Raw genomic sequence first — 13038 nt, 5'->3', positions numbered from 1 at the left:
GCACCTACCGCTTCGACGGATTTACCATCGGCTTGCGCTGCGCCAGCGCGGCGACCGTGGCTGTGCCGATCGGGCCCGCTTCGTCGTAGAGCCAGCATTCGCCGATCGCGACACCGTCGGTGGCCTGGTGGTTCACCACCTCGAAGCCGATCCAGCTCGTCACCGGCAGGCGGTGCAGATAGATCGTAACGTCGCTGTTGATGTAGCCGAGCCCCTTGTCGCCGGCGTTCGCGAACGGACTGGCGAAGTCGGCGCCGGTGGCGACATGGACGAACGGCGTCATCGGCACGCCCGCGACCAGCTCGCGCACCTCGCTCATCCAGAGCTTTCGCGGCCCGAGCGAGCCCATCTGGCCGACAATCGGTCGCGTGGTCCATTTGCCGTTCATGCCGAGCCTGGGATCGGTCGGCTTGGGAATGTCGGCCGGCTTCGGCACGTCCCAGTTCGGCGGCGACCAGACATTGCCGTCCGGATTCTGCGTTCGACGCAATAGCTGGCACGAGGCGCGCGCCATGCCGACGCCGCCGGAAAAGAACTCCGCTTCCACGACGCGGATGCGCATCCCGTCGCGCACCAGCCGTGTCGTCACCTCGATCGGCTTGTCGATGGTCGGCAGCCGAAACATATCCACGGTCAGCCGCGCCGGCACGAATTCGGGGCCGGAATGGCGCTCCTCGATGGCGAAGCCGAGAAGGCCGACGATGACGCGTCCGTGCAGCGATTTCGGATCCCACGGGCCGTTGGCGACTTCCGTCGGGTGGAATGTGTCGCCGTCGCGGGTGAAGAAAGGCATGTTTGTCATGATGCGCGAGCTTGAAGGAACGTGTGGGGAAATCAAGGGTGGCGAGAGCGTGCCTGCTCGCCACAACAACAGGTGTCATCGCCCGGCTTGACCGGGCGATCCAGTACTCCGAGCTGGCAGTGATTGAATCGATGGGCCGCGGCGTACTGGATGCCCGCTTTCGCGGAGCATGACAGCGGAGGATTAGGGGGCGGTGCGCCACTCCTCACGCACGCTTTCGTCGCTCTCGCCAGCAATCGCATTCGTCCTCATCGCCTCGAACTCGTCTCGCGGCACCAGCTGCCCCAGCGCCCACACCGCAGCCCCGCGCACCAGCGCGCTCTCATCCTCCAGCAACCGCCGCGCCTCGTCCGCCAGTGCCGCATCGCCGGAGTTGCCGATCGCGATCAGCACGTTGCGCAAAAAGCGGTCGCGGCCGATGCGCTTCACCGGAGACTTCGTGAACAGCGCACGGAACGACGCGTCGTCGAGCCGCGCGAGCTCGGCGAGACCTGGCGCGCGCAAAGCGTCACGTGCGGCGAGCTTGGCCTCACGGCCCTCCTGCGCGAACTTGTTCCAGGGACAGGCGGCGAGGCAATCGTCGCAGCCATAGATGCGGTTGCCGATGCTTTTGCGAAATTCGCGCGGGATCGGTCCCTTGTTCTCGATGGTGAGATACGAGATGCAGCGCCGCGCATCGAGCTTGTAGGGTGCGGGGAAGGCCGCGGTCGGGCAGATGTCGAGGCACGCCCGGCACGAGCCGCAATGATCGATCTCGGCGTCGTCGCGCGGCAGCTCCAGCGTGGTGTAGATCGCGCCGAGAAACAGCCACGAGCCGAATTCGCGCGAGACCAGATTGGTATGCTTGCCCTGCCAGCCCAGACGCGCGGCTTGCGCCAAGGGTTTCTCCATCACGGCCGCGGTGTCCACGAACACTTTCACTTCGCAAGGCGTCACCTCACGAGTTGCGGTCGCGACCAGCCATCGCGCCAGTGCCTTCAGGCGCTTCTTGATGAGGTCGTGATAGTCGTCGCCTTGCGCATAGACCGAGATCGCCGCGCGCGTGCGCTGTTGCAGGATCGCGAGCGGATCCTGATCGGGGCCGTAATTGACGCCGAGCATGATGACGCTGCGCACGTCCTGCCACAGCCCGCGCGGATCGACCCGGCGCTCCGGCTGCGCGGCGAGCCAGTCCATGTCGCCATGGCCGCCGGATGCGATGAATTCGAGAAAATGTTGTCCGGCGCTCTCGATCGTGCCGGGCTCTGTGATGCCGATGCAGTCGAAGCCGAGCGCGCGGGCCTCGTTTGCCAGCGCCGTCTTCAGTTCGGTCGGATCGGAGTTCAGAAGTCGAGGTCCACGTAGGTCCGCGACGCCGGCACTCCGGCCAGCCATTCGCTCAAGAGCGGACGGAACGACGGGCGGGATTTCACCCGTGCGTACCACGCCTTTGCCGCGTCGTCCTCGCTCCATGGCACGTCGCCCAGATAGTCGATCGCCGAGAGGTGCGCCGCGGCGGCGAGATCCGCGTAGCTGAGCCGGTCGCCGGCGAGGAAATTACGCGTCTGCGCCAGCCAGCCGATATAAGCCAGATGATAGCGCACGTTGGCCTTGGCGGCGCGCATCACGTCGGCCGAGGGCGGGCCGCCACCGTTGTCCTCGCTCATGAAGCGCTTGTAGATGCGCTCCGTGACGAGCGGGTGGGAGACTTCCTCGAAGAACTTTTCGTTGAACCAGGCCATGAGCCGGCGGACCTCGACGCGCTCGCCGATCGTGTCCGGCATCAGGCGCTTCAGTCCCATCTCGGAGCCATAGGCCTCGTCGACATATTCGGCGACGATCGCCGCGCCCGGGATCGGCGGCTGCTCGTCGTCCACCAGAACGGGCGTCGTGCCCGCCGCATTGAGCAGCAGAAACGCTTCGCGCCGCTCCCAGCTGCGCTCTTCGATCAGCTTCAGCTCAAGCCCGTATTCTCCCGCGATCAGGCGGATGAACCGCGAATGCGGGCAGAACGGATGATGAAACAGCGTAAACATGAAGCCTTTGACTATGTGATGGTGCTTAAGAATCCATCAATGTTTGTGCGGCGCCACACTAGTCATTCAAAACCGCGAAGCAAGGGCGCGCCGCCGCATTTTGCGATTGCAGCAAGGGAGCGGATGGGCGAGAAGAGCCCCGCTTTTCCAGCCGAAATGGACCGTAAATATGTCAGATGCAATACGGGCAGTGATCCTCGGCATCATCGAGGGTGTGACCGAGTTCCTTCCCGTGTCCTCGACCGGCCATTTGCTGCTCGCGGAGCGCTTCTTCCATCTCGGCGAGGGCGCGTTCTGGGATTCGTTTACGGTCCTGATCCAGCTCGGCGCGATCCTCGCGATCGTCGTGTTGTACTTCAAGAAATTGTGGGACGTCGCGATCGGCATGTTCACGGGCGACGCCTACGCACGCCGCTTCGTGATCGGCGTGCTGGTGGCGTTCCTGCCCGCTGTCGTCGTCGGTCTCGTCGCCGGCAAGTACATCAAGAGCATGCTGTTCAATCCGTGGGTGGTGTGCTTTTCGCTGATCGTCGGCGGCGCCATCCTGCTCTGGGTCGACAAGCTCGATCTCAAGGCGCGCGAGCACGACGCCACCCGGTTTCCGCTGCTGATGTATCTCTATATCGGCATCGCGCAGTGCATCGCGATGATCCCGGGCGTGTCGCGCTCCGGTGCCAGCATCGTCGCGGCTATGTTCCTCGGGGCCGACAAGCGCGCGGCGGCGGAGTTCTCGTTCTTCCTCGCCATTCCCACCATGATCGGCGCGTTCGCCTACGATTTCTACAAGAACCGCTCCGAGATGACGATGGACCACATGGGCATCGTCGCCATCGGCTTCGTGGTGTCGTTCGTCACCGCGATCATCGTGGTGAAGACGTTCCTGGAATACGTCACCCGCCACGGCTTCGTGGTGTTCGCGTGGTGGCGCGTGATCGTCGGCACGCTGGGCCTGATCGCGCTGGCGCTGGGGCGGTAGACCCGAACGTCAAACAACGGCAGTCCGGACGCTGAAGTTCGTCATGCCCGGATGACGGCGGGGATGGTTACGCGCTCTTGCGCTGGAATTGCCCGGCGGCGCGGAAGCGCCAGAGATATTGCGGGGCGATCGCTTCAAGCGAGTCGGGCGTGATGCCCAGGCCTTCCAGTGTCAGGCCTGCGGCCTTCGCCGCGTCCGACACGACATTGTCGCGCGCGAGCAGCGTGACCTGGTCCGGCGTCAGCTTCAGCGCGCCCGGCGCGAATTGCAGGAAGTTGGCCTTGAAGCGGGCGAGGCCAAACGGCAGCGGCATCAGCATCGGCTTGCGATCGGCAATCTCGAGAATGGCCTCGATGATCTCGCGCATGGTCAGCACTTCCGGGCCGCCGAGCTCGTAGGTTGCGCCCGCCTTGGCCTTGCCGTCGACGGCATCCGCGACCGCGGTGGCGACGTCGCCGACATAGACCGGCTGCATCTTGGTGTCGGCGCCGATCAGCGGCAGCACCGGTAACATCCGCGCCAGCGCCGCGAAGCGATTGGTGAACTGGTCCTCGGGGCCGAACATCACGGAGGGGCGGAAGATCGTCGCCGACGGCACCGCGGCCAGGACCGCGGCTTCGCCGGCCGCCTTGGCTCTGGCATAACGCGAGGGCGATTCCGCGTCGGCGCCGATCGCCGAGACATGGATCAGCTGTGCCCCCGCGGCCGCGGCCGCCTTGGCGATGGTCTCGGCGCCCTTGGCCTGGACGGCGTCAAAACTCTGCGCGCCACCCTCGGCGAGGATGCCGACCAGATTGACCACGACATGCGAATCACGCAGTGCCGCCTCGATCGAGGCCGGATAGCGCACGTTCGCCTGCACGGTGTGGACCTGCCCGACCTTGCCGGAGGGCTGGAGGTATCCGGCCAGCTCCGGCCGCCGCACCGCGACCCGGACCCGGTAGTCGCGCCGGCACAGTGCGCGGACCACATTCCGGCCCAAAAACCCCGATCCGCCGAAAACCGTGACGAGCGTGTCCAGATTCGATGCCATGGGATCCATTCCTGGGTCATTCCTGCGGGAAGAGTGCGTCTCGTCAGGCTTGTATCGGGCCGGTTTGCGATGCGCAATCCGCATCCCGAAGCGGGGTTCAAGCATGAATTGACAACCGCGTCACCGAACCGTAGTAACCGCCTCCGTGCCTAACCGGCATGCCCAGGTGGTGGAATTGGTAGACGCGCTGGCTTCAGGTGCCAGTGGCTTAACGGCCGTGAAGGTTCGAGTCCTTTCCTGGGCACCACCTCCTACTCAAGCGATTGAAATCGCTTTTGCAGGGAATTTGAGCTGCTGACCGGTACACAAAACCGAGGCACGGCGCTCATGGCTTACCGAATGGCCTACATCGCTTGTCGGGTCGGCTCGGATCGCAGGCGATCTGGAGGCGGCTGGCTTCAGTCGTTCAGGCAAGCGCTCCGCGCCGAAAGCCATTGCCCGGATGCTAGGTGAGCTATGAACGACGTCCACCGCGCTCGCGGCCGAAGCCGTCGTCGCTATGTGGGAAAAAGTCGGCAAAGCTGATGACCCCAACCGCCTAAGAGGTCTCAGTGCTCGTTGACCGCAGCGCCGAGCTTGATCAGGCTCAGCGAGCGGTTCGCGGTCTCGCGCAGCCGGCAGTAGCTCGCGCTGCCCCGGTACATGCCGGGATCGACTTTGTCGAAGACCGCGCAGAAGCCATCACGCGACGCGGCGAAAGTTTTCTGCGACTCATTGACCGCCTTGATCACGTCGGCGAACCCGCCGGCCTGAACCTTCTTTAGCGCCTCATTGGTTTTCTGCGTCCAAATGGCGAGTTCGCGCGCCGCGCAGGCTTTCCATTTGGCGACATCGTCATTCGCGCCCTCTGCCGCTTTGATGCAGGGGTCGGCGACGAGCCCGACGCACGCGCCGCCGAAACCGCCGGTTTTCTCCGCGGTCTTCAGGCAGCCATCGATCACCGCAAGTTCGGCTGGCGCGATGCCTTGGGCGAAAGCCATCGATGCGAGCGGGAGGCTTGCGGCGAGCATCGCGGCGGCAAGTTTGAGCTTCATTGGAGATCTCCGTTCGGCGCATCGAAAATATGGAACACAATACCACTGCGAGCACATGAAGCTCAGCGAGACGGTAGACCGGCGGCTGTGGCGGAAGGGCCGGACGGCGAGGGCGAAGGGAAAACGAGGGGGTATGCGGCTTCGGCTACGCCCTCTCCAATCAATGCCTTTGAATGCGCCTTGACCTGACTTACGAGATTTTCAACCAATAGGTGATACATGCAACTTTGGTCATCGAAGGCCCAGCGTTGGTTCACCTGAATGTGGAACAGGAGCTACGCTGAGGAATAATGACGGCGCGACCGGTTACGGCACGCACGGGCTCTGCCTCTTGGGTGTTAAAATTTTCAAGTCGGAACAGCCGCTTGGAGGCTTTCGAAGCCGGCCGTCGGGCCGATTTTCATTCCGCAAAACCCCATCGATTGCACCGTCGGAATTTACCCGACTTTAGACAAACTGGCCCTAAGTCAGCGGGCAGGCTGGCATCCGGCCGTCGGCGAGCACGGAGCCATCGGGCTCGCTTTGTCGTGAGGGAAACGGTGGATCAGCACCAGGTCTGGCACGAGCCGGCATTCGACAAGGTTGCGAACGCGATCAGCCCGTTCTTCCTGAGATCGGGAATTTATCTGTTCCTGATCTCGTTCATTTGTCTGTTCTACGTCTTGAACGCGCCGCTTCTGCTCGGTCATTACGATCTGGGCTGGCATCTCGCGGCCGGAGATCTCATCCGGGAACGCAACGCCATCCCGCTCCACGACCCCTGGTCGTTCACCCACGGCGACAAGCCGTGGCTCAATCTATCCTGGCTCTGGGACGCGCTTGCCAGTGCGACGCTTCAATACGCGGACTTCGGCGGCCTCGTCCTGTCGACGGTGGCCTGTGGTGCAGCGATTGCCGGCATCCTGACTGCGATCTCTCTCGGCTACGGTGCGTCGGCGATTGCGGTTTGCGTGGCAGTCTTCCTGGCCTGCCTGCTCTATCCCGCCTACGAAGTTGCGCCGAACATGTATCTCGCGGTCGCGCCGAATACATGCACGATGCTGTTATGCGTCGTCTTCTATCGCGAATGCCTGCGACGTACGCGATGGTTCGTGCTTCCCGTGTTGATGGCGTTTTGGGCCAATCTGCACGGCGGTTTTCTGCTCGGGTTTTTCGTGATTGGCGTCTTCTGCGGCGCCGCCTTCCTCAGAGGCGCCTGGGCCGATCTCAGGGTCCTTGCTCTCGCGGCGATCGGGTGCCTCGCTGCGACATTCGTCAATCCGCTCGGCTGGAATATCTATGCCGGTGCCGCCGCGACGATGGGGCACTTCGTCCAGGGTAATATTACCGAATGGCGGTCCTACTACGACAACATTGAAATACCCGGCAGCATTCCGGGCATCCTGTACATGCTGGCCTTCGTCGCGCTCGAGCTTCGCTACAGAAACTCCAGGCCAGTCCCGCTCGAACCGAGATTGATGTCCTGGCTGTTCCTGATTCTGGGACTGTGTCAGTTCAGGTACATCGCGTTCTTCTTCATCTTCTCGACTGTGCCGATGGCGCTTCACCTCAGCCGCTTGCTGCCTCGGCGTCTCACCGCTGTTGACGCGCGTGGAGCGTTGCTGGCCGCCGGCATCGTCGGTCTCGGCAGCCTGCCGCTGGCCTATTTGCGCGTTGCGCCCGCGCTCGCACTTCCGACGATGCTGTCGAGCGAAGATGCCGGCTATCTGCAAAAGCATCTCGCCGATGCGCGGGTCCTGAACCATTGGAATATCGGCGGCTACCTGATTTTCGGGACGCACGGCACCGTTCGCCCGTTCGTCGATGGCCGCGCCGCGACAGCCTATCCGGACGATTTGCTGCGCGATTATTTCAAGCTGGTGAGCTGGGAAATCGACGAGTCCGCGTGGGACATGGTGCTCGACAAATACCGGATTGACGCCGTGCTGTGGGTCAAGGCGCACGAACAGCTGCGGCAGTTCCTGGTGGAGCGGCGAGGCTGGCGCGAGCAATACACCGGCGCTTACGTGATCGTTTACGTCAGGCCCCAATCCAGTTTGGCTGGCGAAACCAAAACACAATGACGACCAGCGCCGCAGCTCTGCCCGCGATCGCGCCCGCCGCCAAAGCCGAAAGCTTCGCGACGCGGTACGGCGCCTTGTGCGCATTGCTGCTACTGGCTGCGGCAGTCCGGCTGCCGCTCGCCTTTTGGCCGAACATCGTTCACGTCGACGAGCTGTATCAATATCTGGAGCCGGCCTGGCGCCTGCTTGGCCACCAGGGTGTCGTCACCTGGGAATGGCGCGACGGCATCCGGAGCTGGTTTCTGCCGACCTTGTTCGCAGGGCCGGTCGCTCTCGGCGACTGGCTTGCGCCGGGCGGGTGGGGTGCCTTCGTCGTCCCTCGCCTGGCGGTCGGGCTTGCCTCGCTGTCGATCGTCGTCACGGCCTGGCATTTCGGCGAACGCATCTCGCGGTCGCATGCCGTCGTTGCGGCGTTTGCCGCCGCGGTCTGGTTCGAGCTGGTCTACTACGCGCCCCACACGCTGAGCGAACCACTGGCGACGGCCGTGATCCTGCCGGCGGCTTATCTGCTGACGGGCGAGCTCGCGCGCAACCGACTCTTCACCGCGGGCGCATTGCTTGCTCTCGCCTGCGTCTGGCGCTTTCAATATGTGCCGGCTTGCGCGGTGTTTGCGTTGGCGGCGTGCTGGCGCGACCTGCGAAACACGATCCCCCTTGTCGCGGGCGGATGCCTGGTCCTGGTGCTGTCCGGCGCCCTCGACCTGGCCCACGGCTCAGCGCCGTTTGCGTGGCTCGTCCGGAATATTCAGCAAAACCTCCTGCATGACCGCGCATCGGAATTCGGTGACGCGCCGGCGGCCGCCTACGTTCTGCAGGCTTCAATTCTGTGGTCGGGCACGACGCTGCTGATGCTGGTGGCGCTCTGGCGGGGCTGGCGACATGCCCCCCTTTTGATCGTCGCGGCCGTCGTCAACGTCGCGTTTCACAGCATGATCGTGCACAAGGAATACCGCTTCATTTTCCTGTCGATCGCCCTGCTGATCATCGCGGCGGGGCTTGGCTCCGCCGATTGGGTCCAGATGATGCGCCGGCAGAACCCGTGGCGCTCACTTGCCGTCGTATGTGGCGGCTGGCTGCTGCTCTCGCTCGGTCTGTCGGGCGCAACGCTCATCATGCGTGACAACTGGATGCGCGGCATCGGCGTGGCCCAGCTGATGGCGGAGCTCGAGGCCGATCCTGAATTTTGCGGTCTGGCCCTGTACGCGATCAACTATCCCTTTGTGCCCGGACGCGGGCAGCTCGCGGCCCGCCGACCGATCTATTCCCTTTATCGGGACGACCCCCTGGCCAAGGGGCGACTTCCGGCTGTGGTGAAGACGCACCAGGCCGGGTTCAACCGCATCATCGGCCCGGCGAGCCTGGCCAGCGAATTGCCGGCGGATTTCTCGCCACGAAGTTGCGCAATGATGAGCGATGACAAGCCGGCCTGCGTCTTCGCGCGACGCGGGGCTTGCGATACGCCCGCCAGCCCGTTCGGCGTCAACGACGTACTCGTGCGCCTGAACTACTAGCCGCGCCTGATGCTTGCGCCGGCGGCTGCCAGCGGATACATCGCGGCCGGCCCTCGCCAGCATCTGTCCCGGGGATTAGCCTGCAAAAGCGCACCGATTCGATTGAGGTTTGAAACGCCATGACCGTACGCCTGCACCGCGGCGACCTGCCCGATCTGTCCCGCTACACCGGAGCGGTCGCGATCGACACCGAAACCATGGGCCTGAACCCGCATCGCGACCGGCTCTGCGTGGTGCAGCTCTCGCCCGGCGACGGCAGCGCGGACGTGGTGCAGATCCCCAAAGGTCATACCGACGCGCCGAACCTGAAGGCGCTGCTGGCCAATCCCGCGAACACGAAAATCTTCCACTTTGCGCGGTTCGACGTCGCGGTGCTGTATCAGACGTTTGGTGTCATGACCGGGCCGATCTACTGCACCAAGATCGCCTCCCGCCTGATCCGCACCTATACCGACCGCCATGGCCTCAAGGACCTCGTGCGCGAGGTGCTCAATGTCGATCTCTCCAAGCAGCAGCAATCGAGCGATTGGGGTTCCGACAGCCTGACCGAGCCGCAGCTCGCCTACGCCGCCTCCGACGTGCTGCATCTGCACGGCTTGCGCGAGCGGCTCGATGCCATGCTGGCGCGGGAAGGCCGCACGGCGCTGGCCAAAGCCTGTTTCGACTTCCTGCCGACCCGCGCCTTGCTCGATCTCCAGGGCTGGGCCGAAGAGGACATTTTCGCGCATTCCTAGCGTTTCGCGTAGCGGCCGGGTGGGGCGGTCGCCCCGTTTCAGACACTTTCGTAACAGCCTGTCGCTGGCTGCATATTTTGGCGTTGCCGGCTACAATGGGGCGCCCGCCAGCCGGACAAGGCGGGCGACACCTCAGGAGCCCAGGTGAATTCGGCCCACAATGTCACCTACGACGCCGCGCTTGCGGCGAAGTTCGCCAGCGCGGCGCGCCACAGCCGCCTGGTGCGGATTCTGCGCGTCGCGGTGCCGGCGACGGTGGCTGCGGCAATGGGCCTGCTCGTCCTCATCTCGACCATCTTCAACCCGTTCCAGATCCCCGTGAAGCTCGACTCCGGAAATCTCGTGGTGACAGGCACCAAGATCACGATGGAATCGCCGCATATGTCCGGCTTCACGCCCGACCAGCGGCCCTATGAGCTCTGGGCCAAGACCGCGACCCAGGACATCACTGATCCCGATCATGTCGATCTCCATGATCTGCGCGCGAAGGTGCTGATGGAAGACCAATCGACCCTGTTCCTCGATGCCCGCACCGGACGGTTCGACAACAAGCAACAACAGCTCGACCTGCACAAGGACATCTTCCTGCGCACCTCGACCGGCTACGAGGCGCGGCTGAACTCGGCCTTCGTCGACATGGGCAAGGGTACGGTTTCGTCGGATGAGCATGTCGACGTCAAGCTGACCAACGGAACGCTGACCGCCGATCGGCTGCGGATCACGGAGGGCGGCGACGTCATCCGCTTCGAAGGCAATGTGGTGATGCACCTCGACAAGCTGGACGATCCCGCCGCCGCTCAGCCTGCGCCGGCCGAACCCGCGCCGGCGGCGAAGACACGTACGCCCCAGAACAAGTCCGCCAATTCAAAGTGATTTTCATGATCAGGTTTTTCCCGCGCAACGACGACAAGCGGCGCGTCATCCCCGGTGCGGCCGCGCTCGCCGTCGGCATCGCACTGATTGCAACGGGTGTGGCAAGCGCGCAGAGCACGATGCAAGGCGTGCCCAACGCGATGCAGGGCTTCTCGCAGAACCGCGATCAGCCGATCCAGATCGAAGCCGCCTCGCTGGAGATGCGCGACAAGAAAAAGGAAGCGACCTTCTCCGGCAATGTGAAGGTCATCCAGGGCGACACCACCATGACCTCGAAGACGCTGGTGGTGTTTTACGATTCGGGCGGCGACAAGCCGGCCACGCCACAGCCTGCGGCAAAGGCGGCAAAGGGGGCGCCGATGCAGTCGGCGACGCCGGGGCCGGGGGGGAACTCCTCGATCAAGCGGCTGGAGGCGCGCGGCAATGTCGTGGTCACCCAGAAGGACCAGGTGGTGACGGGCGAGACCGCCGTGTTCGACACCCGCACCAACCTCATCACCATGCTTGGCGGCGTCGTCTTGACGCAGTGCAAGAACGTGCTGCGCGGCGACCGGCTGGCGGTCGACATGACCACGGGCGTGTCGCGTGTGGAATCCGACAGCGGCCGGGTGCAGGCGCTGCTGCCGCAGGGCGGCAATGATTGCGGATCCGGAGGCGCGGGCAAGCCCGGCGCGGGACCTCTGCAATTGCCTGGTGCAAATAAGCCCAAATAAGCCCAGTTAAGTTCAAGCCAGGCAAAGTAAATTTGAAGAATGATTTCAGTTGCTTGGCTCGATCACTCCCGATCCGAGGTTGAAGCTTGCCCGTCGAGACTGTATCTAGCGCAAAGGGCTTCCGAAGCGGGGTTCGCCGCTTTTCGGGCGTGTTTCACTGGGCATGAGACATCCCTTCATTCATGCTGCGTCGGCGAATCCTGAGGCCGGCGCGGCAGATCGCGCGAAGACCGCGCAGGATCGTCGCGCAGAATCGTCGCGAAAGGCTAGAAGGCGGGGATGGTCGATCTCTTCAGCATGTTCCGTCGGCGCCCCGCCAAACGCGGCCGGCCAGGATTTGCGCGCCAGGACATCACTGCGCTCGGTGACAGCGTCGGCGGTCTCGTGGCCAGCCCGGTCAGGGACGCGCCGCCGATCGCCCGTAACCAACCGATGCATGCACCCGATCAATTCCAGGGCGACTATCAGGCCGAGCCGCCCCGGGCTCAGGCGGTTCACCCCGTGAGGGCTGCCAGCAGACCTACCGGTTCCGGCGGGCCTCAGCTCTTGAAGCGCCCGGGCTTTCTGGCTGTGCATAGCGTGGAAAAGAGTTTTGGCAGCCGCCAGGTCGTGCGCGGCGTCAGCATCTATGTGCGCCGCGGCGAAGCGGTCGGCCTGCTCGGGCCCAACGGCGCCGGCAAGACCACCGTGTTCTACATGATCACCGGCCTGATCAAGGCCGATCGCGGTGCGATCGAGCTCGACGGCCACGACGTCACCAAGCTGCCGATGTATCAGCGTGCGCGGCTCGGCATCGGCTATTTGCCGCAGGAAGCCTCGATCTTCCGCGGTCTCACCGTCGAGCAGAACATCCGCGCCGTGCTCGAAGTGGTCGAGCCCTCGCGCAAGAAGCGCGAGCAGCAGCTCGACTCGCTGCTCGACGAATTCAACATCACGCGCCTGCGGAAATCGCCGTCGATCGCGCTGTCCGGCGGTGAGCGGCGCCGCGTCGAGATCGCACGGGCGCTGGCGACGCGTCCGAACTACATGCTGCTCGACGAGCCCTTTGCCGGCATCGATCCGATCGCGGTCGGCGACATCCAGGACCTCGTCCGCCACCTCACCAACCGCGGCATCGGCGTGCTGATCACCGACCACAATGTGCGTGAGACGCTAGGCCTCACCGATCGCGCCTACATCGTCTATGCCGGTGAAATCCTGACCGAGGGGAGCCCGGATGAGATCGTGGCCGATCCGGACGTGCGCCGCCTTTACCTTGGCGAGGAATTCCGCCTCTAGCCCGTT

Annotated in this window: 12 protein-coding genes and 1 tRNA gene; 8 read left to right on the top strand and 5 right to left on the bottom strand. The window is 64.0% G+C overall.

The window, feature by feature from the left end:
- Positions 1-4: 4 nt before the first annotated feature.
- The 3 genes from N551_RS0106060 to N551_RS0106050 form a co-directional block, all read right to left on the bottom strand.
- A complete protein-coding gene (locus tag N551_RS0106060; RefSeq protein WP_027566189.1) occupies positions 5-802 on the bottom strand; it encodes an acyl-CoA thioesterase domain-containing protein in 798 nt (265 codons plus the stop codon).
- A gap of 183 nt (positions 803-985) precedes the next feature.
- The gene (queG, locus tag N551_RS0106055) at positions 986-2176 is read right to left on the bottom strand and encodes a tRNA epoxyqueuosine(34) reductase QueG (RefSeq protein WP_027566188.1); all 1191 of its coding nucleotides are present in this window, start codon (positions 2174-2176) and stop codon (positions 986-988) included.
- Complete coding sequence (locus N551_RS0106050) at positions 2125-2817, bottom strand: glutathione S-transferase family protein (RefSeq protein ID WP_007598553.1); 693 nt, start codon at positions 2815-2817, stop codon at positions 2125-2127. Before N551_RS0106050 ends, queG begins: the two co-directional genes overlap by 52 nt.
- A gap of 169 nt (positions 2818-2986) precedes the next feature.
- On the opposite strand from N551_RS0106050, the gene N551_RS0106045 reads away from it, so the two are divergent.
- Positions 2987-3793, top strand: a complete 807-nt coding sequence (locus N551_RS0106045; RefSeq protein WP_027566187.1) for an undecaprenyl-diphosphate phosphatase — start codon at positions 2987-2989, stop codon at positions 3791-3793.
- A gap of 67 nt (positions 3794-3860) precedes the next feature.
- Here the strand turns inward: N551_RS0106045 and N551_RS0106040 are convergent, their stop codons facing one another.
- Positions 3861-4826: a complex I NDUFA9 subunit family protein gene (locus N551_RS0106040; protein WP_027566186.1), complete on the bottom strand. Its 966-nt coding sequence runs from the start codon at positions 4824-4826 to the stop codon at positions 3861-3863.
- A 160-nt stretch (positions 4827-4986) separates the two neighbouring features.
- Here N551_RS0106040 and N551_RS0106035 point away from each other — a divergent pair.
- A tRNA-Leu gene (locus N551_RS0106035) sits at positions 4987-5073 on the top strand.
- Positions 5074-5374: 301 nt separating this feature from the next.
- Here N551_RS0106035 and N551_RS0106030 read toward each other — a convergent pair.
- Positions 5375-5860 (bottom strand): lysozyme inhibitor LprI family protein, encoded by a 486-nt coding sequence (locus tag N551_RS0106030; RefSeq protein ID WP_027566185.1) that lies wholly within the window; start codon positions 5858-5860, stop codon positions 5375-5377.
- A 290-nt stretch (positions 5861-6150) separates the two neighbouring features.
- Between N551_RS0106030 and N551_RS0106025 the strand changes: the two genes are divergently transcribed.
- The 6 genes from N551_RS0106025 to lptB all read left to right on the top strand — a co-directional run bounded on the left by N551_RS0106025 (position 6151) and on the right by lptB (position 13032).
- Positions 6151-7923: a hypothetical protein gene (locus N551_RS0106025; RefSeq protein ID WP_371180052.1), complete on the top strand. Its 1773-nt coding sequence runs from the start codon at positions 6151-6153 to the stop codon at positions 7921-7923.
- Entirely contained in the window at positions 7920-9434 is a 1515-nt protein-coding gene (locus N551_RS0106020) for a 4-amino-4-deoxy-L-arabinose transferase (RefSeq protein WP_027566183.1), read from the top strand. The genes N551_RS0106025 and N551_RS0106020 overlap by 4 nt, the downstream gene beginning before the upstream one ends.
- 119 nt (positions 9435-9553) lie before the next feature.
- Complete coding sequence (locus N551_RS0106015) at positions 9554-10168, top strand: ribonuclease D (protein WP_007598566.1); 615 nt, start codon at positions 9554-9556, stop codon at positions 10166-10168.
- A gap of 144 nt (positions 10169-10312) precedes the next feature.
- Positions 10313-11041 (top strand): LPS export ABC transporter periplasmic protein LptC, encoded by a 729-nt coding sequence (gene lptC / locus N551_RS0106010; RefSeq protein WP_027566182.1) that lies wholly within the window; start codon positions 10313-10315, stop codon positions 11039-11041.
- A gap of 5 nt (positions 11042-11046) precedes the next feature.
- A complete protein-coding gene (locus N551_RS0106005) occupies positions 11047-11754 on the top strand; it encodes an LptA/OstA family protein (protein ID WP_027566181.1) in 708 nt (235 codons plus the stop codon).
- Between the two features lie 279 nt (positions 11755-12033).
- Positions 12034-13032 carry an LPS export ABC transporter ATP-binding protein gene (lptB, locus tag N551_RS0106000; RefSeq protein WP_027566180.1) on the top strand — a complete coding sequence of 333 codons (999 nt, stop codon included), beginning with the start codon at positions 12034-12036 and terminating at the stop codon, positions 13030-13032.
- The last annotated feature ends 6 nt before the right edge of the window (positions 13033-13038 follow it).

It is taken from the genome of Bradyrhizobium sp. URHA0013 (genome assembly GCF_000518345.1).
GTDB lineage: Bacteria > Pseudomonadota > Alphaproteobacteria > Rhizobiales > Xanthobacteraceae > Bradyrhizobium.
Note: the sequence above shows the minus strand (reverse complement) of the source record. Positions and strands in the feature narration are given on the sequence as shown.

Excerpts from the sequence above, each read along its gene's own strand:
- N551_RS0106030 (WP_027566185.1), bottom strand. The coding sequence starts at position 5,860 with ATGAAGCTCAAACTTGCCGCCGCGATGCTCGCCGCAAGCCTCCCGCTC.
- N551_RS0106045 (WP_027566187.1), top strand. The coding sequence starts at position 2,987 with ATGTCAGATGCAATACGGGCAGTGATCCTCGGCATCATCGAGGGTGTG.
- queG (WP_027566188.1), bottom strand. The coding sequence starts at position 2,176 with ATGGCTGGCCGGAGTGCCGGCGTCGCGGACCTACGTGGACCTCGACTT.
- N551_RS0106060 (WP_027566189.1), bottom strand. The coding sequence starts at position 802 with ATGACAAACATGCCTTTCTTCACCCGCGACGGCGACACATTCCACCCG.
- N551_RS0106025 (WP_371180052.1), top strand. The coding sequence starts at position 6,151 with ATGACGGCGCGACCGGTTACGGCACGCACGGGCTCTGCCTCTTGGGTG.
- N551_RS0106020 (WP_027566183.1), top strand. The coding sequence starts at position 7,920 with ATGACGACCAGCGCCGCAGCTCTGCCCGCGATCGCGCCCGCCGCCAAA.
- N551_RS0106050 (WP_007598553.1), bottom strand. The coding sequence starts at position 2,817 with ATGTTTACGCTGTTTCATCATCCGTTCTGCCCGCATTCGCGGTTCATC.
- N551_RS0106005 (WP_027566181.1), top strand. The coding sequence starts at position 11,047 with ATGATCAGGTTTTTCCCGCGCAACGACGACAAGCGGCGCGTCATCCCC.
- N551_RS0106015 (WP_007598566.1), top strand. The coding sequence starts at position 9,554 with ATGACCGTACGCCTGCACCGCGGCGACCTGCCCGATCTGTCCCGCTAC.
- N551_RS0106040 (WP_027566186.1), bottom strand. The coding sequence starts at position 4,826 with ATGGCATCGAATCTGGACACGCTCGTCACGGTTTTCGGCGGATCGGGG.
- lptB (WP_027566180.1), top strand. The coding sequence starts at position 12,034 with ATGGTCGATCTCTTCAGCATGTTCCGTCGGCGCCCCGCCAAACGCGGC.